Genomic DNA, 20973 nt, shown 5'->3' with positions numbered 1-20973 from the left:
TGCTTAGGTGGCCAGGGCGAGGCCGCCGTTGAGGCTGTAGGCTTGCGGATGGCCGAGGCGACGCAGGCATTGGGCGGCCTTCATGCTGCGGTTGCCGCTGCGGCAGAAGAACACCAGCGGCGCGGCGTCATCGTGCAGCCAGGTGCTGGCGTGTTCCGCCAGCCGGCTCAGCGGCACGCTCAGCGCAACCTTGCCCGCCGGCGACGGCGCGACGGTGGCGGCAAATTCATATTGCTCGCGTACATCGACCAGACGCGCGTTCGGATGCGTTTGCAGGAAGGTGGCCAGCGCGGCGCCATCAAGTTGCAGATCGGCAGCGAGCGTTGCTGATGGTGCAGTGCCCATGCTGGCGCAGAACTGGTTGTGCTCGTCGCGGGTTGGACACAACAACGTGCGCGCGGTGGTGATGCCGCTCAGCGCCTGCTGCAGCGGACGCGCGCTGAAGGCAAAGCGCACAGCGGCGGCGGGCAGACATGCGGCGTCTGGCGTACCCAGCAGATAAGCGCGCGGCTCACCAGCGGCGTCGCAGCGGACGCTGGCCAGCACTTGCGCACCCAGCTTGATGACGCTGGCGGCGACGCCGTTTTCCAGCGGCATGGCGACGGCGTTGAGCGGCCAGCCATACTCGTCCGCATCGGCGGCGCGGTTGAAGTGGCGGCCCAGCGCTTCCACCATCTCGGTACGGCCGGCGTTGGGCTGCGTGCAGACCACCGCTCGCACCTGATAGTTCTGGCAGCGCACATAGGCTTCGATGCGCGCGACGTGGTCCGGCAATGGATCGATGACGACGCAGCGATGGCTGGCGGCATCCAGCACCAGCCAGCTGCACGCTCCCTCCACGCCCAGTTGCAGCAGACCGTCATATGTTCCGGCGCTGCGCTCCGATGGGATCAGGCAACTGGCACGCAGCGCGGCGCCACAGCGTTCGATACGGACACAGGCGGCGGCGATCGTCGCTTCGTCCACCAGCGGGCCGAACGACATGCGGATGGCGCCGGCGCTGCGCCACAGCGGCAAGCCCATCGCATCCAGCACATAACTCGGCGCGGCTTTCGATGACGAACAGGCGCTGCCGGCGCTGACGCGCACCCCGGCGGCGTCGAACACATCCATCAGCTCGCGGCTCGACAGGCCCGGCACGGCAAAGTTCAGCGTGGTCGGCAAGGCGTGCTCGAAGGAATTGTTGAAGACCACGCCCGGCAGCGCGGCGCGCAGGGCATCGGCCAGACGGGTGCGGAAGCTGTACAGCTCGGCTTCGGTGCGGAAGGTGTCGCCCCGTTCCAGCGCCGCCAGCACCACACCCAGCGCGGCGATGCCGGCCATGTTCTCGGTGCCGGAGCGCTGGCCGGCTTCTTGTCCACCGCCCATGATCAGCGGCGTGAACGGCACGCCGGCGCGCACGTACAGCATGCCGATGCCTTTCGGCGCATGGAGTTTATGGCCGGAGAACGGTGCGTAATCGATACGGGTTGACGACAGATCCAGCTTGAGCTTGCCCAACGCCTGAACGCAGTCGACCATCCACAAGGCCCGGCTGGCGGTTTCGCCGAGCACGGCTTCGATGCCGGCCAGGTCGCTGATGACGCCGGTTTCGTTATTGGCGGCCATGGTGCACACCATCGCCGCCTGGCTGGCGACTTCGCGCAGCGCGGCCAGCTGATGGACGCCGTTACCGTCGACCGGCAGCTTGTGCAGTGTCAGGTTCAGGCCCAGCAGGCGGTTCCAGTGTGCCAGGCTTTCCGGCACGGCCTTGTGTTCGGTGGTGCCGTAGACCAGCAGCGTGCCGATGGCCTCGCCGGCGTCGCGGCGCTCGCGCAGGGCGCACAGCGCGGACAGCACCGCCGTCTGGATGCCCTCGGTGGCGCCGCTGTTGAACATCAGGCGACCATTGCCAACGCCCAGCAGACGCACGGCGCAGGCGCGCGCCTCGTCCAGAATGACCTTGGCTTTGAGGCCGGTGCTGTGGGTGCTGCTGGGATTGCCGAAGCGCTGGCCCATGGCGTCGCTGGCAGCGGCCAGCGCGGCTGGCAAGACAACGCTGGTGGCGTTGCTATCGAGATAGATTTCAGTATTCATGCACACAGTTTACTGAGGCAAGCGGAAATAGTCGTACCAAAATACTTCGCCAAGGCATAATATGTAGATGATTTATCCTATCTTTTCAGGAATATTGGAATGAATTTACTTGACCGTTATGACTACGCCATTCTCAACGCGCTGCAACGCGACGGCACCTTGTCCATCGCTCAGTTGAGCGAGCAGGTCGGGCTATCCTCGACGCCCTGCTGGAAGCGCCTGCGCCGGCTGGAAGAGGAAGGCTTTATCGAGAACCGCGTGGCCATCGTCAACCGCCGCAAGGTCGGCCTGCCGGTGACGGTGTTCGTCAGCATCCGCACCACCCAGCACGACGACAAGTGGTACGCCCGTTTCGCCGCCGCCGTGGCGGCGCTGCCCGAGGTGCAGGAATTTCACCGCATGAGCGGCGACGTCGACTATTTGTTGAAGGTGGTAACCAGCGACATCGAGGGTTATGACCGCTTTTACAAGAAGCTGACCAAGTCCGCGCAACTCACTGGCGTGTCCTCCGCGTTCTCGATGGAACAGATCAAAATCACCACCTCTCTGCCGCTGGGGCTGGTCTCGCACCCATAAAGGGCGATCGTGCGATAATGCGCCATTTCAAATACTTGATTTGAATCAATGCGCGCCTTCTTCGACAGCTGGCTGCCCAGCGCCCCCACCGCCAATCGCCGTGAACAATTGCGCGCCTCGGCCGGCGCGCTGCTCGGCATCCTGCTGACCTCCCTGCTGAGCCACGTTCTGCTGCAAAACACCCATGCGTCGATCTTTCTGGTGGCGCCGATCGGCGCGTCATCGGTGCTGCTGTTCGCGCTGCCGGCCAGTCCGCTGGCGCAGCCGTGGTCGGTGGTCGGTGGCAACGTCATCAGCGGCCTGGTCGGCACGGCCTGCGTGCACTGGTTCGGCGACAGCCTGCCGCTGCCGGTGGTGGCGGGCATGGCGTGCGGCGGCGCGATCGCCGCCATGTTCGTCATGCGCTGCCTGCATCCGCCCGGCGGCGCGGTGGCGCTGACCACGGTCATCGGCGGTCCGGCGGTGCACGCGGCCGGCTTTGAATTCGTGCTGATGACGGTGATGGCCGATTCGATTCTGCTGGTGCTGATGGCCATCACGTACAACAACCTCACCGGCCGCGGCTATCCGCATGTGCAGCAAAACGCGCACGTCAATCCGCACGCCACCAAGGATGCGGTGCCGACCGTGCGGCTGGGCTTCAAGCCGGAGGACCTGGACGCCGTGCTGAAGCAACATAATCAGGTGCTGGACATCAGCCGCGACGATCTGGAATCGCTGTTCATGCAGACCGAGCAGCGGGCCTACCAGCGCCGCTTCGGCATCATCCACTGCGCCGACATCATGTCGCGCGACATCGTCAGCGCCGAATTCGGCACCAGCCTGGAAGACGCCTGGCAGGCGATGCGCAAGCACCGCGTGGTGTGCCTGCCGGTGCTGAACCGTGCGCGCCGCATCATCGGCATCGTCACGCAGACCGATTTCCTCCATCACGGCGGGCTCGACAGCTACGGCGGGATCCGCCAGCAACTGCGCCGATTCCTGCGCAAAAGCGGCGTCACCCACACGGAAAAAGCCGAGGTCGTGGGCCAGATCATGACCCATCATCCAACCACCGCGCGGGTCGACACGCCGATCATCGACCTGGTGCCGCTGATGGCGGACTCAGGCTTCCATCACATCCCCATCGTCGACGAAGAACAGCGCTTCGTCGGCTTAATCACCCAATCCGACCTGTTGGCGGCGCTGTATGAAAGCCGGTTCGCCGAAGCGGCGGCGTGATACAAATTTGTCCCCGCAACGGCGCCTTGTTGGCTTATGCTAGCGGCCAACCTGGTTACCTCAAGGACAAACATGACTTCTCGCCGCAACTTCCTCGTTCCCTTGGCCGCCGCGCTGGCCCTCGCCTTCTCTCCGCTGAGCCATGCCGCCGCGCCCGCCGGCAAAGTCAGCGCCGAAGTCGCGGCCTCGGCCAATAAAGCGCTGCTGGCCATCGCCGACGACTACTATCAAGCGGTGGCCCGCTTCGAGCCGATTGGCGCGACCGAGAACGGCGACAATCGCTTCGACGCGCAACTGGGCCTGAGCATCGCGCCGGCCAAACGGGCCGCGCAATTCAAGCGCTATCGCCAGTTCGCCAAACGTCTGCAAGCCATCAGCCCGCATCAGCTGGACCAGAAAGGCCGGATTAATTACGACATCCTGAAATACGAGCTGAACGGGCTGATCGCGATGGAGCGCTTCCCAGAACACCTGCTGCCGGTCAACCAGATGGATAGCGTGCCGGTCACGCTGGCCAACTACGCCGGCGGCGAAGCCTCGCAGCCGATCGGCACCGTCCAGCAATACGATGCCTACCTGAGCCGCCTGACGCAGCTGCCGGCATGGATCGACCAGGCCATCGCCAACATGCGCACCGGTATCAAGAAAGGCGTGACGCAGCCGAAGGCCATCATGATCTCGGCGCTGCCGCAGTTCCAGAAACTGGTCAGCGCGACGCCGGAAGCCAGCATCTACTACACCCCGATCACCAAGCTGCCAGCCACGTTCTCCGACGCCGACAAGCAGCGCCTGACCGCCAGCTACCGCCAGACCATCAACGACAAGGTGATGCCGGCCGTCGCCCGCCTGGCGGTCTTCCTGGAAAAAGAATACGTGCCGGCCTGCCGCACCTCCACCGGCCTGGGCGCGCTGCCGGACGGCGCCGCCTGGTATCAGGCGCGTGTCGCCAACGCGACGACAACCACGCTCAAACCGGATGAAATCCACGCCATCGGCCTGCGCGAAGTGGCGCGCATCCAGTCGCAATTTGCGGTGCTGGGTCCCAAGCTGGGTTACAACGGCCCGGCCGCCGGTCTGCCGGTGTGGGTGGCGGCGCAGCCGAAGTTCTTCCCGTTCAAGAGCGAACAAGAAGTGCAAGCCGTGTTCCACAAGCTCAACGACGTGCTGGACACCAAGCTGCCGGCCATGTTCACGCTGGTGCCAAAAGCCAAGCTGGACCTGCGCCTGGAACCTGAACTCAGCCGAGCCACCGCGTCCGATCACTACACCGCACCGGCCGCCGACGGCTCGCGTCCGGGCGTGTTCTGGTCGGTGGTCAACGACCCGACCAAGTACGGCAGCACCGGCATGACCACGCTGTTCCTGCACGAAGGCAAGCCCGGCCACCATTTCCACATCGCGCTGATGCAGGAACTGAACCTGCCCGACTTCCGCAAATTCGGTGGCAACAACGCCTTCACCGAAGGCTGGGCGCTGTACTCGGAAACGCTGGGCAAGGAGATGGGCCTGTTTGACGATCCGGCCCAGTACTTCGGCCACCTGAACGACGAGCTGCTGCGCGCCACCCGTCTGGTGGTCGATACCGGCATGCACGCGCAAGGCTGGACCCGCGAACAGAGCATCAAGTACATGCAGGACACGCTGGGCTACACCGACTACGCCAAGAGCGAGACCGAGCGCTACATGGCCTGGCCGGGCCAGGCGCTGGGCTACAAGGTGGGTTCGCTGAAGATCCAGGAACTGCGCGCACGCGCCGAGAAAGCGCTGGGCGACAAGTTCAGCCTGCCGGCCTTCCACGCTGTGGTGCTGAGCGACGGCACGGTGCCGTTGGCGCTGCTGGAAGAAAAGGTCGATCACTGGATCGCCAGCCAGAAGTAAGCGCAAAACCGTCATTCCGGCGCAGGCCAGAATCCATAGAACGCTAGCGCAAGCTCAGCATGGATTCCGGCTTTCGTCGGAATGACAGCGCTTACTTCACATACCGCTGAATCAGCTCGATCACAGCCGGCGGCAAGGCCTTGATCTTGCGATCATGGCAGGCGAACACAATCTGCTGGCGCCCGACCGACACCGGCTTGCCGTCCACAGAGAAGCGAAACTCCAGCCAAAACGAGCACTTCTTGACGTTATACACGTTCAACTCACACGAAATTTCTTGAAACGGAAACGTCTCCTGCAGATAGTCCTGCTCAGCGTGCTTGGTGATAAAGACGCCCTCCTTCTGCAGCATATCGCGCGATATACACTCAAAGAACCACTTTTCGCGGCAGATGCCCTGCCATTCAAAGTACCGGGCGAAATACGTGTTGCCGTAGGCGTTGGAGTCCTTCAGATAGACGGTCAGCGTGTGGGTGAAGGTTTGGGCGGTAACGTGCATCAGCATGATATAACTCCTTTGATAGATGGTTACCCGGCAACCGGGTACCATCACTAAGCTGGAGTTGGCGTGGCGGAAGTTTGATCTGCCGCAAACGCCATTCCGAAATTCAAGCAAACGGCTTCTGCCCGCGCAATACTTGTGTTCTCCGCTCACTTTTCCGGACCAGCGCTATGCATTCGCTCCTGCCCGCCGTGGTTTCGATGCTCTTCCTGTGCTATGGCACCTATGTGCTGCACTCGCGCGGGGTGAACCGCATCAGCCTGACGTTCTTCCTGCTGTGCATGGCCACCTTCAGTTGGCAATTCACTTGGGCTATCCTGTTCCAGATGCACGACCCGCGCGCCGCGCTGTCGCTGGCCAAGCTGGGCTATTTGCTGATCCTGTTCCTGCCGACCACGCTGTATCACTTCATCGCCGAATTGACCGCCCAGCGCGGCGAACGAGGCTGGGTGGCGCTGTCCTACGCCTCGGCCGGCGCACTCGGCGTGCTGCTGCTGACGACTGACGAACTGATCGACGGCCTGTATCCGTACTTTTTCGGGTTCTACCCCAAGGCCGGCCCCTTGCATCCGCTGCATCTGCTACAGACGGTGCTGGTGGTGGGGCGCGGACTATGGCTGTTGTACCAGCGTCAGCGGCAGGCGGTCTCCACCGAGAAGACCCGCCTGCGCTACTGCCTGGTCAGCCTGCTGATCTACTTCTTCGCGGCGGTGGACTACCTGTGCAACTACGGCGTGCAGTTTTATCCGCCGGGCGTGCTGTTCGTGGCCACCAGCCTGGGACTGATCGCGCAAGCCATGGTCAGGCACAACCTGCTGGCCGATCCGCTGGAGGTGGCGGCCACCATCGCCCACGAGATGCGCACGCCGCTGGCGACCATCCGCAACCAGTCGCGCATGCTGTCGCGCTCGCTGCCGGAGGTGCTGGCCGGCTACCAGTGCGCGCTGGCGCATGGACTGATCCCCGCGGGTTTGTCGATGACACAACTGCAGTATCTGGCGGCGCTGGGGCAGCACATCGAAAAAGAGATCAGCCGCTCAAATTTCATTGTCGACATGATGCTGGCCTCGGCGCGGGCGGGCTCGCTGAACCGAGGTGAATTTGCCAATTATTCGGCCAAGCAGTGCGTCGACGATGCGCTGTCCAGCTATCCGTTTGAGAGCACGATGCGGGATAAAGTGCGCGTCTGCGGCAATAACGACTTCACCTTTTTTGGCTCCGACGTGCTGCTGGTGTACGTGTTGTATAACCTGTTCAAGAACGCGCTGCACGCGATTAAAGTGGCCGGCCGGGGTGAGGTGGAAATTATGCTGGCGGACCGGAAACTGATGGTCACGGATACCGGCTCGGGCATTCCGGACGATGTATTGCCGCATGTATTCGAGCCGTTTTACAGTACCGGTGGCACCGGAATGGGATTGGCATTTTGCCAGAAGGTGATTACCGCTTTTGGCGGCAATATTCGGTGCGAATCCAAAGCCGGGAGATATACCTGCTTTCTAATCAGCCTACCAGCTGACTAATATCTTCGCCGCTGACTTCTTCCAGATCGGTTTCATCGCCCAACACATAAATCTTTTGGCCGCGCAAAACTTCCAGAATAAAGGGCTGCTGTTCGCGCAGGCGGCGTTTAAAGTCGGGAATGGCGTACAGATTGGGATTGATTTTACGGCGTAATAACCGTTCCGCCACCGGCAGGCGCGATAAGAGTTCGCCGTAGCTGGTGTTATCACCGACCAGCAATAACTCCACCGGCGTATCCATATTCTCTTGTTCTTTGGCGGTGGCGCCATAAACAAACGCCACATTCAGCACATGCTGCAACGGCGCCAGCGCCGAGTTCAGCACGCTGACCAGACCGAAGGTTTTCTTCACCAGACTGCTCAGTTCGTCAAAGACGATGCAATCCTTGTTCGGCTTGAACCGGCGCACGTTGCCGATCCGCTCGGACACGATGACGCCCGACTCATGCAGGCGCTTCAGCTCGCGCTGCGCCGAGGCGCTCCCCAGCCCGGTCAAGCGCATGATCTCATTCAGGTGAAATCCTTGGTTGACACGTACAAACAGCAAGCCCAGCAGTTTCTGCTGGGCGGGAGTGAAGAGGGCTTGAGCGATCATAGCCAAATATTAGCATGAAGCCTCATGTGCCAACATGTACTTCAGGGCATTGTCCTTAAGTTAAATGACATCAGGCACAGCCGAAAAAAAACGGCACCCGAAGGTGCCGTTTTTATTGAGCGTATCTAAATTACGCTTCGCCGTCGTGTGGTGCAACCGTTTCGGTGGCTTCCACATCGGCGCCGGACATGGCGGCTTTTTCAGCGGCCAGCAGTGCTTGACGCTCTTCGACTTCCCACTGCTCTTTCTCTTTACGAGCGCGGTGGAAGGCCAGTCCGGTACCGCCTGGAATCAGACGACCAACGATCACGTTCTCTTTCAGACCACGCAGACCATCGCGTTTGCCCATGATCGCCGCTTCGGTCAGCACGCGGGTGGTTTCCTGGAACGATGCGGCCGAGATGAACGAGTCAGTCGACAGCGACGCTTTGGTAATACCCAGCAGCACGTTCTCGTACGTCGCAGGAATCTTGTTCTCTGCGGTGACGCGATCGTTCTCGTCCAGCAGTTCCGAACGTTCCACCTGCTCGCCAACGATGTAGTTGGTGTCGCCGGCATTGACGATCTGCACACGACGCAGCATCTGACGCACGATCACTTCGATGTGCTTGTCGTTAATCTTCACGCCCTGCAGACGGTACACGTCCTGCACTTCGTCAACGATGTAACGTGCCAGCGCTTCGATACCCAGCAGACGCAGGATGTCTTGCGGATCGGCCGGGCCGTCCACGATCATCTCGCCCTTGTTCACCACCTGGCCGTCGTGGACCAGCACTTGTTTATCCTTGGTAATCAGGAACTCGTGCTTGTTGCCGTCCATGTCGGTGATTTCCAGACGCTGCTTGCCCTTGGTTTCTTTACCGAAGGCAACGGTACCGGTGACTTCCGCCAGCATGCCCGCGTCTTTCGGCGAACGTGCTTCGAACAGCTCGGCCACGCGTGGCAGACCACCGGTAATGTCACGGGTTTTCTGCGATTCGGTCGGGATACGCGCCAGAACCTCACCCACGGACACTTGCTGGCCGTCTTTCACCATGATCAGCGCGCCGACCTGGAAGCCGATCGCCACCGCGTGTTCGGTGCCGGCGATCTTCACTTCGTTGCCGTCTTCGTTCAGCAGTTTCACTTGCGGACGCAGCGTTTTGGTCAGCGAACCACGACGCTTCGCATCGATCACCACCAGCGTTGCCAGACCGGTCACTTCGTCGACCTGACGGGCCACGGTCACGCCTTCTTCGACGTTCTCGAAACGCACCGTACCGGCGTACTCGGTGATGATCGGACGGGTCAGCGGGTCCCAGGTCGCCAGCGCGGTGCCGGCCTTGATGACCATGCCATCCTTGACGATCAGCGTCGCGCCGTACGGCACCTTGTGACGCTCACGCTCACGGCCGTGGTCGTCGGTGATCAGCACTTCGCCCGAACGGGAAATGACGATTTGCGCGCCCTTGCCGTTGGTGACGTAACGCATGGTCGAGGTGAAACGGATGGTACCGTTCGACTTCGCTTCCACCGACGATGCCACCGCCGCACGCGACGCCGCACCACCGATGTGGAAGGTACGCATGGTCAGCTGGGTACCCGGCTCACCGATCGACTGCGCCGCCACCACACCGACGGCTTCGCCGGAGTTGACCAGCATGCCGCGGCCCAGGTCGCGACCATAGCACTTGGCGCACAGGCCGAAGCGGGTGTCGCAAGTGAGCGGGGTACGGACTTTGACTTCGTCGATGCCCACGCGTTCGATCTCTTCGACCATGTCCTCGTCCAGCAGCGTGCCGGCTTCGTACAGGGTTTCCTGGGTTTCAGGATTGACCACGTCGGTGCCCGCCACGCGGCCCAGAATACGGTCGCGCAGGGCTTCGATCACTTCACCGCCCTCGACCATCGCCTTCATGACGGTACCGTTGCTGGTGCCGCAATCGTCTTCGATCACCACCAGATCCTGGGTCACGTCGACCAGACGACGGGTCAGGTAACCCGAGTTCGCGGTTTTCAGCGCGGTGTCGGCCAGACCTTTACGGGCGCCGTGGGTCGAAATGAAGTACTGCAGAACGTTCAGACCTTCGCGGAAGTTCGCGGTAATCGGCGTTTCGATAATCGAACCGTCCGGTTTCGCCATCAGACCACGCATACCCGCCAGCTGGCGAATCTGTGCGGCCGAACCACGCGCGCCCGAGTCGGCCATCATGTAAATCGCGTTGAACGATTCCTGGGTCGACTTGGTGCCGTCACGCTTGATGACGTCTTCCACTTTCAGCTGGTCCATCATGGCCTTGCCGACTTCGTCGGAAGTCTTGCCCCAGATGTCGACCACTTTGTTGTAACGCTCGCCGGCGGTCACCAGACCCGAGGCGTACTGCTGCTCGATCTGTTTGACTTCGGATTCGGCGGCCGAAATCAGCGTGACTTTTTGTGGCGGTACCAGCATGTCGTCGACGCAGATCGAAATACCGGCGCGGGTTGCCAGACGGAAGCCCGACTGCATCAGCTGGTCAGCAAACACGACCGTCGCGCGCAGGCCGCACTTACGGAACGAGGTGTTGATCAGCTTGGAAATTTCTTTCTTTTTCAGCGCGCGATTCAGCACCGAGAAAGGCAGGCCTTTCGGCAGGATTTCCGACAGGATGGCGCGGCCAACCGTGGTTTCGTAACGGGTCAGCGTGCGCACGAATTCGCCCGTCGCTGGATCTTTTGGATTCTCAACGATACGCACGGTGATGCGGGTGGTCAGCTCAACCTGTTTGTTGTCGTAGGCACGGATGACTTCCGACACGTCAGGGAACAGCATGCCCTCGTTTTTCGCGTTGATCGCCTCGCGGGTCGCGTAGTACAGACCCAGCACGATATCCTGCGAAGGAACGATCGACGGCTCGCCGTTCGATGGGAACAGGATGTTGTTCGACGCCAGCATCAGCGTGCGCGCTTCCATCTGTGCCTCGATCGACAGCGGCACGTGGACCGCCATCTGGTCACCGTCGAAGTCGGCATTGAAGGCCGCGCAGACCAGTGGGTGCAGTTGGATCGCCTTGCCTTCGATCAGGACTGGCTCGAACGCCTGGATACCCAGACGGTGCAGCGTCGGCGCACGGTTCAGCATGATCGGGTGTTCGCGGATCACGTCTTCCAGGATGTCCCAGACGACCGGCTCCTGGATCTCGACCAGCTTCTTGGCGGCCTTGATCGTGGTCGCCAGGCCCATCAGTTCCAGCTTGTTGAAGATGAATGGCTTGAACAGTTCCAGCGCCATCAGCTTCGGCAGACCGCACTGGTGCAGTTTCAGCTGCGGACCCACCACGATGACCGAACGGCCCGAGTAGTCGACGCGCTTGCCCAGCAAGTTCTGACGGAAGCGACCGCCCTTACCTTTGATCATCTCGGCCAGCGATTTCAGCGGACGCTTGTTGGCGCCGGTCATCGCTTTGCCGCGACGGCCGTTGTCCAGCAGCGAGTCGACCGCTTCTTGCAGCATGCGCTTTTCGTTGCGCGTGATGATCTCTGGCGCGCGCAGCTCCATCAAACGCTTGAGGCGATTATTACGGTTGATGACGCGACGATACAGGTCATTCAGGTCCGAGGTGGCGAAACGGCCGCCGTCCAGTGGCACCAGTGGGCGCAGTTCCGGTGGCAGCACCGGCAGCACTTCCATGATCATCCACTCAGGCTTGATGCCCGAACGCTGGAACGCTTCCAGCACTTTCAGACGCTTGGCGTATTTCTTGATCTTGGCTTCGGACTTCGATTCCTTCAGTTCCACGCGCAGCGTTTCGGCATCGCGGTGGATGTCGATCGAGCGCAGCAGTTCGCGGATACCTTCCGCGCCCATGAAGGCGGTGAAGTCGTCGCCGTACTCTTCGTACTTGGCGGCGTAGTCGTCTTCCGACATGATCTGGCACTTCTTCAGTGGAGTCATGCCTGGATCGGTCACGACATAGGCTTCGAAGTACAGCACGCGTTCGATATCGCGCAGCGTCATGTCCAGCACCATGCCCAGACGCGACGGCAGCGATTTCAGGAACCAGATGTGGGCGGTTGGCGAGGCCAGCTCGATGTGGCCCATGCGCTCACGGCGCACCTTGGCCAGCGTCACTTCGACGCCGCATTTTTCGCAGATCACGCCGCGGTGTTTCAGGCGCTTGTACTTGCCGCACAGGCACTCATAGTCCTTGATCGGGCCAAAGATTTTGGCGCAGAACAGGCCGTCGCGCTCTGGCTTGAAGGTACGGTAGTTGATGGTTTCCGGCTTTTTAACTTCGCCGTAGGACCACGAACGGATTTTTTCAGGCGAGGCGAGACCGATCTTGATCGCGTCAAAGGTCTCGTTCGTCTGTACTTGCTTGAATAGATCGAGCAGTGCTTTCATGTATCACTCCAGGTAGTGATGAATTCTTAAACTGCCCCGCCGGCGAAAGCCGGCGGGGCGGCGGCCAGTGTGTTAGTTGCGTTCCAGGTCGATATCGATACCCAGGGAACGGATCTCTTTCACCAGCACGTTGAACGATTCCGGCATGCCGGCATCGATCACGTGATCGCCCTTGACGAGGTTTTCGTACACTTTGGTACGGCCATTGACGTCATCGGACTTCACGGTCAGCATTTCCTGCAGCACGTACGATGCGCCGTACGCTTCCAGTGCCCACACCTCCATCTCACCGAAGCGCTGGCCGCCGAACTGGGCTTTACCGCCCAGTGGCTGCTGCGTCACCAGCGAGTACGGACCGGTCGAACGCGCGTGCATCTTGTCGTCGACCAAGTGGTGCAGTTTCAGCATGTGCATCACGCCGACGGTGACCTTGCGCTCGAACGCTTCGCCGGTGCGGCCGTCGTACATCGTGACCTGATTCTTCGACGGCGTCATGCCCAGATGGTTGGCGATATCGTCCGGATACGCCAGGTCCAGCATGCGGCGGATTTCCGACTCGTGCGCACCGTCGAACACCGGGGTCGCGAACGGCACACCGCGTTTCAGGTTGTGCGCCAGCTTCATGATCTCTTCGTCGTCGAAGTTGTCCAGATCTTCCGGACGGCCGGTTTCGTTGTAGACCGTGGTCAGATACTTGCGCATCTCTTCCACTTTGATCTGCTGCTGCAGCATTTCGCCGATACGGATACCCAGGCCTTTTGCCGCCCAGCCCAAGTGGGTTTCCAGAATCTGACCAACGTTCATCCGCGACGGCACGCCCAGCGGGTTCAGCACCACGTCGGCCGGCGTACCGTCGGCCATGTATGGCATGTCTTCCACCGGCACGATACGCGAGACCACACCCTTGTTACCGTGGCGGCCCGCCATCTTGTCGCCCGACTGCAGGCGGCGTTTAACGGCCAGGTAGACCTTGACCATTTTCTGCACGCCAGGTTGCAGCTCGTCGCCCTGGGTCAGTTTCTTGCGCTTCTCTTCGAAGGCCAGATCGAACTGGTGGCGCTTCTCGTTGATCGATTCCTTGATCGCTTCGAGTGCGGTCGCCGAGGCGTCTTCTGCCGGACGGATGTCGAACCAGTGGTACTTGTCCAGATCGTCCAGGTAGTCCTTGGTGATCTTGGCGCCCTTGGCCAGCTTCTTCGGACCGCCGTTGACCACTTGGCCGATCAGCATTTTTTCCAGACGCTGGAAGGCATCGCCTTCCACAATACGCATCTGGTCGTTCAGGTCCAGGCGGAAGCGTTTCAGTTCATCGTCGATGATCTGTTGCGCGCGCTTGTCACGCACGATGCCTTCGCGGGTAAACACCTGCACGTCGATGACGGTGCCGACCATGCCCGAAGGCACGCGCAGCGAGGTGTCTTTGACGTCCGAGGCTTTCTCGCCGAAGATCGCGCGCAGCAGCTTCTCTTCCGGGGTCAGCTGGGTCTCGCCTTTCGGGGTGACCTTGCCGACCAGCGTATCGCCGGCTTGCACTTCGGCGCCAATGTACACGATACCGGATTCATCCAGACGCGCCAGCTGGTTCTCGGCCAGGTTCGAGATGTCGCGGGTGATTTCTTCCGCACCCAGCTTGGTGTCACGCGCCACGACCGACAGCTCTTCGATGTGAATCGAGGTGTAGCGGTCGTCCTTGACGACGTTTTCCGAGATCAGGATCGAATCCTCGAAGTTCAGACCATTCCATGGCATGAAGGCCACGGTCATGTTCTGGCCCAGTGCCAGCTCGCCCAGGTCGGTCGACGCGCCGTCGGCGATGACGTCGCCTTTGGCCACGCGGTCGCCGCGTTCGACGATCGGACGCTGGTTGATGTTGGTGTTCTGGTTCGAACGGGTGTACTTGATCAGGTTGTAGATGTCGACGCCGACTTCGCCCGCTTGCGCTTCGTCGTCATTGACACGGATCACCACACGGCCGGCATCGATGTAATCGACGATACCGCCGCGGACGGCCTGCACGGTGGTGCCGGAGTCGACCGCAACCGTACGTTCGATACCGGTACCGACCAGCGCCTTTTCAGGACGCAGGCAAGGCACGGCCTGACGCTGCATGTTGGCGCCCATCAGTGCACGGTTCGCGTCATCGTGTTCCAGGAATGGAATCAGCGAGGCCGCCACCGAAACGATCTGGCCTGGCGCCACGTCCATGTACTGCACGCGCTCTGGCGACACCAGAATGGTCTCGCCGGCTTCACGCGACGACACCAGTTCGTCGACCAGCTGGCCGGTTTCATTGATCTTGGCATTCGCCTGAGCAATGATGTAGCGACCTTCTTCAATCGCCGACAAGTAGTCGATCTGGTCGGTGATCTTGGAGTCCACCACCTTGCGGTAGGGGGTTTCCAGGAAGCCGTATTCATTCAGGCGGGCGTACAGTGCCAGCGAGTTGATCAGACCGATGTTCGGGCCTTCAGGCGTTTCAATCGGGCACACGCGGCCGTAGTGGGTCGGGTGCACGTCGCGCACCTCGAAGCCGGCACGTTCGCGGGTCAGACCGCCAGGGCCCAGGGCGGAAACGCGGCGTTTGTGCGTGATTTCCGACAGCGGGTTGGTCTGGTCCATAAACTGCGACAGCTGCGACGAACCGAAGAACTCGCGGATTGCGGCCGAGATCGGCTTCGAGTTGATAAGGTCATGCGGCATCAGGTTGTCGGCTTCGGCCTGGCCCAGGCGCTCCTTGACGGCGCGCTCAACGCGCACCAGGCCGGCGCGGAACTGGTTCTCGGCCAGTTCGCCGACGCAACGCACGCGACGGTTACCCAGGTGATCGATATCGTCGACTTCGCCGCGGCCATTGCGCAGCTCGACCAGGATCTTGATCACGGCCAGCACGTCTTCGTTCGACAGCGTCATGGCGCCGGTCAGTTCATCGCGGCCGATGCGGCGGTTGAACTTCATGCGGCCCACGGCGGACAGGTCGTAACGGTCGGCGCTGTAGAACAGGCCGTTGAACAGCGCTTCCACCGAATCTTCGGTTGGCGGTTCGCCAGGACGCATCATGCGGTAGATGGCGATCCGGGCGGCGGTCTGGTCGGCGGTGTCGTCGATGCGCAGCGTTTGCGAGATGTAGCCACCCTGGTCCAGATCGTTGGTGTACAGCGTCTGGATGTCGGTGACATTGCTGTCGCGCAGGCGGTTCAGCACTTCTTCGGTCAGCTCATCGTTGGCGTTGGCGATGACTTCGCCGGTATCCGGATCCACGATGTTCTTGGCCAGCACGCGGCCCAGCAGGTAGTCTTCCGGCACCGAGATGTGTTTCAGGCCGGCGGCGTCGATGTCGCGGACATGCTTGGCATTGATCCGCTTGTCTTTCATGACGATGGTCTTGCCGGTCTTCGGATCGACGATGTCGAAGCGCGCGACTTCGCCGCGCAGACGTTCGGCGACGAATTCCATTTCCGCGCCTTCCGAGCGCAGGTGGAAGTTGTCGAACACGAAGAAGTTGGCCAGGATCTGTTCCGGCGTCATGCCGATGGCTTTCAGCAGGATCGATACCGGCATCTTGCGGCGACGGTCGACGCGGAAGTACAGAATGTCTTTCGGGTCGAACTCGAAGTCCAGCCACGAGCCGCGGTAAGGAATGATACGGGCCGAGAACAGCAGTTTGCCGGACGAGTGGGTCTTGCCGCGATCGTGCTCGAAGAACACGCCCGGGGAGCGATGCAGCTGCGAAACGATCACGCGCTCAGTACCATTGATCACGAACGAACCGGTGGAGGTCATCAGGGGCAGTTCGCCCATGTAGACTTCCTGTTCCTTCATCTCTTTGACGACCGGCTTGGTCGGCGATTCCTTGTCCAGGATCACCAGACGTACCTTGGCGCGCAGCGGCGACGCGAACGTCAGACCACGCAGTTGGCATTCCTTGACGTCAAAGGCAGGATCGCCCAGCACGTACGACAGGAATTCGAGACGCGCAAAGCCATTGTGCGAAACGATGGGGAAAATCGAGGTAAAGGCCGACTGCAGGCCATCGTTCTTGCGCGTCGACGGTGCGATGTCTTCTTGCAGGAAGCTATGATAGGACTCGAGCTGGGTAGCCAGCAGGAACGGAACGTTGTGAACGTTGGCGCGCTTCGCGAATGATTTGCGAATGCGTTTCTTCTCAGTAAATGAGTAGTGCATGGACACTCCGTGAGTGACAGAAAGGGAAAAAATTTCAGGTTTAGCCTGTATGGCTACCGGCGGTCTGTCACACAGACGAAACCTGAAACTTCTACCATTTCCAGCTGATTCAATTGGAACTGTAACGCCGGGAAAACGCTACAAATACGACACAGACGACAAAGGAGCCAAAGCCGGATATTTCCCCTTTTTCAAGAGGAACCATCCGCTGCTTTGGCTCATGGCGCTAACTGTAAGCTGTTAGCTGCCGGCACAACTGATTACTTCAGGTCGGCCTTGGCGCCAGCTTCTTCCAGCTTTTTCTTAGCGGCTTCAGCGTCAGCTTTCGACAGGGCTTCTTTTACGGTTTTTGGTGCGCCATCAACCACGTCTTTGGCTTCTTTCAGGCCCAGACCGGTGATTTCGCGAACTGCTTTAATCACGCCAACTTTGTTCGCGCCGACTTCGGTCAGAACCAGGTTGAATTCGGTTTGCTCTTCAGCAGCAGCAGCAGCGCCGCCGCCAGCGGCAGCAGGAGCAGCCATTGCGGCAGCCGATACGCCGAATTTTTCTTCGAAAGCTTTGACCAGTTCGTTCAGGTCCATTACGGACATTTCGCTCACTGCGTTCAGGATGTCGTCTTTGCTAATTGCCATTTGAAACTCCAATAATTTTTTGATTCGTTAATTCAGAATGCTACTTGAGGGAAAAACCCGTGCCAATTAAGCGGCTGGGGCTTCTTCTGCTGCGACTTCCGCAACAGGAGCGCCTTCGGATTTTTTCGCTGCCAGAGCAGCCAGACCACGTGCAAAGCCCGACACCGGAGCCAGCATAACGCCCAACAGCTGCGAGATGAGGACTTCACGGCTAGGAATGCTCGCCAACGCGGCAACAGCGGCTTTATCCAGCTGTTTGCCTGCGTAGTTACCGGCAGTGATAACCAGTTTGTCGTTGGTTTTAGCGAAGTCAGCGATGACTTTAGCTGCTGCAACGGCATCGTCCGAGATCGAGTAGATCAGCGGACCGGTCATGCTGTCTGCCAGGGCGGCAAATTGCGTGCCTTCAACGGAGCGACGTGCGAGGGTGTTTTTCAACACTCGCAGGTACACGCCTTGAGCGCGCGCTTTGGCACGGAGTTGCGTCAAGTGAGCAACCTGGATGCCACGATACTCGGCCACGACGATAGTTTGCGCAGTTGCTACTTTTGCGGAAACTTCGGCGACGACGGCCTTTTTGTCATTCAGATTGAGACCCACGGTCAATCTCCTTAAATGATCGCCAGCGAAATTGCCGGCCATCGGTTCGAACAACGGCGTCCGAGGTTAGGAGTCCAATGGACTGCAAAACTTGATCGGGAACACCATCTGCGTTGGGTGAGACATTCAATTAACCGGACGCCTGCCTGATGCATCCAGCCCAACGGTCTTTGATTGCGGCTGCCGCCGAAACGGCAGCCATCCCAAAGAACTGCCCCACGCTTTGCAGCATGAGGACTTAAACTTTAAAACTTAAGCTGCCAGCGAAGCCTGGTCAACACGGACGCCAGCGCCCATGGTCGACGAGATCGACACTTTACGCAGGTACACGCCTTTGGACGAAGCTGGTTTAGCTTTGTTCAGGGCGTCGATCAGCGCGTTCAGGTTCGATTTCAGGTCGGCGTCGGCGAACGACTTGCGGCCGATGGTGGCGTGGATGATACCTGCCTTGTCGGTACGGTACTGCACCTGGCCGGCTTTCGCGTTTTTCACGGCGGTAGCGACGTCAGGGGTAACAGTGCCGACTTTCGGGTTAGGCATCAGGCCACGTGGGCCCAGGATCTGGCCCAGGGTACCAACGATACGCATGGTGTCTGGCGAAGCGATGACGATATCGAAAGGCATGTCGCCGGCTTTGACGCGCTCGGCCAGGTCTTCCATACCGACGACGTCGGCGCCAGCGGCTTTAGCGGCTTCGGCTTTGTCGCCCGAAGCGAACACGGCTACGCGAACGGTCTTGCCGGTGCCGGCTGGCAGCACGACGGAACCACGCACCACCTGGTCGGATTTCTTCGGATCCACACCCAGTTGAACCGACACGTCGATCGATTCATTGAACTTGGCGGTGGCCAGTTCTTTGATCAGCGCCACGGCGCTGTCGAACGAGTAGTTCTTGGTGGTGTCGACTTTGGCCTTGATGGCTTGTGCGCGTTTGGACAGTTTTGCCATGATTACAGACCTTCCACGGTGATGCCCATCGAACGAGCCGAACCAGCGATGGTGCGTACAGCGGCATCCAGATCGGCGGCGGTCAGGTCAGGGGTCTTCAGTTTAGCGATTTCTTCAGCTTGCGCGCGGGTCAGCTTGCCTACCTTGTCGGTATGTGGCTTGGCCGAACCTTTTTGCACGCCCGAGTGCTTCTTGATCAGGAAGGTCGCTGGCGGCGTCTTCATCACGAAGGTGAACGACTTGTCGGCGAAGGCGGTGATCACCACAGGGATCGGCATGCCTGGTTCCATACCTTGGGTCTGCGCGTTGAACGCTTTGCAGAATTCCATGATGTTCAGACCGCGCTGACCCAGCGCTGGGCCGATCGGTGGGGATGGGTTTGCTTTACCAGCTGGCACTTGCAGCTTGATAAAACCAATGATTTTCTTTGCCATGATGGCTCCTGTCTTGGATATGAGTAGTAGCGCCCCACCATGCGCGAATCGCAGGGCGGGGCTCCTCTTTTGCCAGATTAACTAGGGTTTTGACACCGTCGCCCGTTCTGGCGAACGGTATTTATACTTTTTCGACCTGGCCGAATTCGAGTTCGACTGGCGTTGCGCGGCCAAAAATGGTGACCGAGACGCGCACTTTCGATTTCTCGTAGTTGACTTCCTCGACATTGCCGTTGAAGTCAGTGAACGGACCGTCCTTGATGCGGACCTGCTCGCCCACTTCGTACAGCACTTTCGGCCGTGGCTTCTCGACGCCTTCCTGCATCTGCTGCATGATCTTGTCGATCTCGCGCGCCGGAATCGGGGTGGGCTTGTTCGATTTACCGCCGATGAAGCCGGTCACTTTGGAGGTATTCTTGACCAAGTGCCAGGTTTCGTCGGTCATTTCCATCTCAACCAGCACATAGCCTGGGAAGAAACGACGTTCGGTGACCGACTTCTGGCCATTCTTGACTTCGACCACTTCTTCGGTCGGCACCAAGATCTGGCCAAATTGTTCTTGCATGCCGGCGCGTTCGACACGCTCGGTCAGCGCGCGCTGCACGCTTTTTTCCATGCCGGAATACGCATGGACGACGTACCAGCGCTTGTTGCTGACTGGCACGCTGACCGGCGCAGCGGCTTCTACCGCAGGTACTTCGCCAGCCGCATCTTCTTGCATATTTTCGCTCATTATTTTCGTATGCCCAGAATGATGTCGTACAACAGGAATTCCAAGGTCTTATCCGTACCCCACAGGAACAACGCCATGACCAGCACGAAGGCAAACACGATGCCGGTGATCTGGGTCGCTTCGCGACGGGTCGGCCACACGACCTTTTTCGTCTCGCGTACGGCTTCTTTGGCGAAATTCAGGAAATCACGGCCAGTCGACGAAGTCCACAAGATCAAAACGGCAAAAGCCAAACCAGCCACAAGTGCACCTGCGCGCACCAGAGCTGGTTTGTCCGACAGGTAGTAGAAACCTATCACGCCCACGATTGCAATGGCGATCGCCAGTACAACCTTAATCTTGTCATTCGACGTGCTGACGGTCTGCACGGATTGATTAGACATTTATATTTACTTTCGGTGCCCTGCACCATATTCGGTGGCAGGGGCGGAGGGCCTCGAACCCCCAACCTTCGGTTTTGGAGACCGACGCTCTGCCAATTGAGCTACGCCCCTACATAAAACCACTAAAACTACAAAGGATCCGGATTATACCACCCGGACACCCGGGTGGCAATCTTGATGCCTGACTGGGAATTAGCCCAGGATTTTCGCTACCACGCCGGCGCCAACGGTACGGCCGCCTTCGCGGATCGCGAAGCGCAGACCTTCTTCCATCGCGATCGGGTTGATCAGCTTAACGGTGATCGACACGTTGTCGCCTGGCAT

General features: G+C 60.0%; 16 protein-coding genes and 1 tRNA gene. 4 read left to right on the top strand and 13 right to left on the bottom strand.

From position 1 onward, the window contains the following. Nucleotides 1-3: 3 nt before the first annotated feature. On the bottom strand, nucleotides 4-2076 hold the full coding sequence (locus GTP44_RS17550; protein WP_161020457.1) for an aminotransferase class V-fold PLP-dependent enzyme: 2073 nt from the start codon (nucleotides 2074-2076) through the stop codon (nucleotides 4-6). Nucleotides 2077-2175: 99 nt separating this feature from the next. Between GTP44_RS17550 and GTP44_RS17545 the strand changes: the two genes are divergently transcribed. From GTP44_RS17545 to GTP44_RS17535, 3 genes are all read left to right on the top strand, one after another. Beyond that, complete coding sequence (locus tag GTP44_RS17545) at nucleotides 2176-2652, top strand: Lrp/AsnC family transcriptional regulator (protein WP_160992281.1); 477 nt, start codon at nucleotides 2176-2178, stop codon at nucleotides 2650-2652. Nucleotides 2653-2700: 48 nt separating this feature from the next. Continuing rightward, nucleotides 2701-3873 (top strand): HPP family protein, encoded by a 1173-nt coding sequence (locus GTP44_RS17540; protein ID WP_161020456.1) that lies wholly within the window; start codon nucleotides 2701-2703, stop codon nucleotides 3871-3873. Nucleotides 3874-3945: 72 nt separating this feature from the next. Then, the gene (locus GTP44_RS17535) at nucleotides 3946-5751 is read left to right on the top strand and encodes a DUF885 domain-containing protein (protein WP_161020455.1); all 1806 of its coding nucleotides are present in this window, start codon (nucleotides 3946-3948) and stop codon (nucleotides 5749-5751) included. A 91-nt stretch (nucleotides 5752-5842) separates the two neighbouring features. On the opposite strand, the gene GTP44_RS17530 is transcribed toward GTP44_RS17535, so the two are convergent. Then, on the bottom strand, nucleotides 5843-6256 hold the full coding sequence (locus GTP44_RS17530; RefSeq protein ID WP_229256964.1) for an acyl-CoA thioesterase: 414 nt from the start codon (nucleotides 6254-6256) through the stop codon (nucleotides 5843-5845). Between the two features lie 167 nt (nucleotides 6257-6423). Here GTP44_RS17530 and GTP44_RS28045 point away from each other — a divergent pair, with 167 nt between their 5' ends. After that, on the top strand, nucleotides 6424-7776 hold the full coding sequence (locus GTP44_RS28045; RefSeq protein ID WP_161020454.1) for a sensor histidine kinase: 1353 nt from the start codon (nucleotides 6424-6426) through the stop codon (nucleotides 7774-7776). Here the strand turns inward: GTP44_RS28045 and GTP44_RS17520 are convergent. From GTP44_RS17520 to GTP44_RS17470, 11 genes are all read right to left on the bottom strand, one after another. Next, a complete protein-coding gene (locus tag GTP44_RS17520) occupies nucleotides 7757-8371 on the bottom strand; it encodes a winged helix-turn-helix domain-containing protein (RefSeq protein ID WP_160992277.1) in 615 nt (204 codons plus the stop codon). The genes GTP44_RS28045 and GTP44_RS17520 overlap by 20 nt on opposite strands. A gap of 130 nt (nucleotides 8372-8501) precedes the next feature. Then, nucleotides 8502-12734, bottom strand: coding sequence for a DNA-directed RNA polymerase subunit beta' (gene rpoC, locus GTP44_RS17515; protein WP_160992276.1), 4233 nt, complete (start codon nucleotides 12732-12734; stop codon nucleotides 8502-8504). 72 nt (nucleotides 12735-12806) lie between these two features. Beyond that, nucleotides 12807-16916 carry a DNA-directed RNA polymerase subunit beta gene (gene rpoB / locus GTP44_RS17510; protein ID WP_160992275.1) on the bottom strand — a complete coding sequence of 1370 codons (4110 nt, stop codon included), beginning with the start codon at nucleotides 16914-16916 and terminating at the stop codon, nucleotides 12807-12809. Nucleotides 16917-17176: 260 nt separating this feature from the next. Then, nucleotides 17177-17551, bottom strand: a complete 375-nt coding sequence (gene rplL, locus GTP44_RS17505) for a 50S ribosomal protein L7/L12 (RefSeq protein WP_160992274.1) — start codon at nucleotides 17549-17551, stop codon at nucleotides 17177-17179. A gap of 66 nt (nucleotides 17552-17617) precedes the next feature. Further along, a complete protein-coding gene (gene rplJ, locus GTP44_RS17500) occupies nucleotides 17618-18151 on the bottom strand; it encodes a 50S ribosomal protein L10 (RefSeq protein WP_072789465.1) in 534 nt (177 codons plus the stop codon). A gap of 252 nt (nucleotides 18152-18403) precedes the next feature. Then, nucleotides 18404-19099: a 50S ribosomal protein L1 gene (gene rplA, locus GTP44_RS17495; RefSeq protein ID WP_160992273.1), complete on the bottom strand. Its 696-nt coding sequence runs from the start codon at nucleotides 19097-19099 to the stop codon at nucleotides 18404-18406. A gap of 2 nt (nucleotides 19100-19101) precedes the next feature. Beyond that, nucleotides 19102-19533 carry a 50S ribosomal protein L11 gene (rplK, locus tag GTP44_RS17490; protein ID WP_072789258.1) on the bottom strand — a complete coding sequence of 144 codons (432 nt, stop codon included), beginning with the start codon at nucleotides 19531-19533 and terminating at the stop codon, nucleotides 19102-19104. A 121-nt stretch (nucleotides 19534-19654) separates the two neighbouring features. Then, on the bottom strand, nucleotides 19655-20266 hold the full coding sequence (gene nusG, locus GTP44_RS17485; RefSeq protein WP_160992272.1) for a transcription termination/antitermination protein NusG: 612 nt from the start codon (nucleotides 20264-20266) through the stop codon (nucleotides 19655-19657). Then, a complete protein-coding gene (gene secE, locus GTP44_RS17480) occupies nucleotides 20266-20649 on the bottom strand; it encodes a preprotein translocase subunit SecE (protein ID WP_090192332.1) in 384 nt (127 codons plus the stop codon). The genes nusG and secE overlap by 1 nt, the downstream gene beginning before the upstream one ends. 35 nt (nucleotides 20650-20684) lie before the next feature. Next, nucleotides 20685-20760 (bottom strand) — tRNA-Trp (locus GTP44_RS17475). An 81-nt stretch (nucleotides 20761-20841) separates the two neighbouring features. Then, nucleotides 20842-20973, bottom strand: a 132-nt coding sequence (locus GTP44_RS17470) for an EF-Tu C-terminal domain-related protein (protein WP_503826639.1), incomplete at its 5' end; no start/stop codon positions are given.

Source organism: Duganella lactea, assembly GCF_009857505.1.
GTDB lineage: Bacteria > Pseudomonadota > Gammaproteobacteria > Burkholderiales > Burkholderiaceae_D > Rugamonas > Rugamonas lactea.
Note: the sequence above shows the minus strand (reverse complement) of the source record. Positions and strands in the feature narration are given on the sequence as shown.

Coding starts and splice junctions, on each gene's coding strand:
- GTP44_RS17550 (WP_161020457.1), bottom strand. CDS start 2,076: ATGAATACTGAAATCTATCTCGATAGCAACGCCACCAGCGTTGTCTTG.
- GTP44_RS17545 (WP_160992281.1), top strand. CDS start 2,176: ATGAATTTACTTGACCGTTATGACTACGCCATTCTCAACGCGCTGCAA.
- GTP44_RS17540 (WP_161020456.1), top strand. CDS start 2,701: ATGCGCGCCTTCTTCGACAGCTGGCTGCCCAGCGCCCCCACCGCCAAT.
- GTP44_RS17535 (WP_161020455.1), top strand. CDS start 3,946: ATGACTTCTCGCCGCAACTTCCTCGTTCCCTTGGCCGCCGCGCTGGCC.
- GTP44_RS17530 (WP_229256964.1), bottom strand. CDS start 6,256: ATGCTGATGCACGTTACCGCCCAAACCTTCACCCACACGCTGACCGTC.
- GTP44_RS28045 (WP_161020454.1), top strand. CDS start 6,424: ATGCATTCGCTCCTGCCCGCCGTGGTTTCGATGCTCTTCCTGTGCTAT.
- GTP44_RS17520 (WP_160992277.1), bottom strand. CDS start 8,371: ATGATCGCTCAAGCCCTCTTCACTCCCGCCCAGCAGAAACTGCTGGGC.
- rpoC (WP_160992276.1), bottom strand. CDS start 12,734: ATGAAAGCACTGCTCGATCTATTCAAGCAAGTACAGACGAACGAGACC.
- rpoB (WP_160992275.1), bottom strand. CDS start 16,916: ATGCACTACTCATTTACTGAGAAGAAACGCATTCGCAAATCATTCGCG.
- rplL (WP_160992274.1), bottom strand. CDS start 17,551: ATGGCAATTAGCAAAGACGACATCCTGAACGCAGTGAGCGAAATGTCC.
- rplA (WP_160992273.1), bottom strand. CDS start 19,099: ATGGCAAAACTGTCCAAACGCGCACAAGCCATCAAGGCCAAAGTCGAC.
- rplK (WP_072789258.1), bottom strand. CDS start 19,533: ATGGCAAAGAAAATCATTGGTTTTATCAAGCTGCAAGTGCCAGCTGGT.
- nusG (WP_160992272.1), bottom strand. CDS start 20,266: ATGAGCGAAAATATGCAAGAAGATGCGGCTGGCGAAGTACCTGCGGTA.
- secE (WP_090192332.1), bottom strand. CDS start 20,649: ATGTCTAATCAATCCGTGCAGACCGTCAGCACGTCGAATGACAAGATT.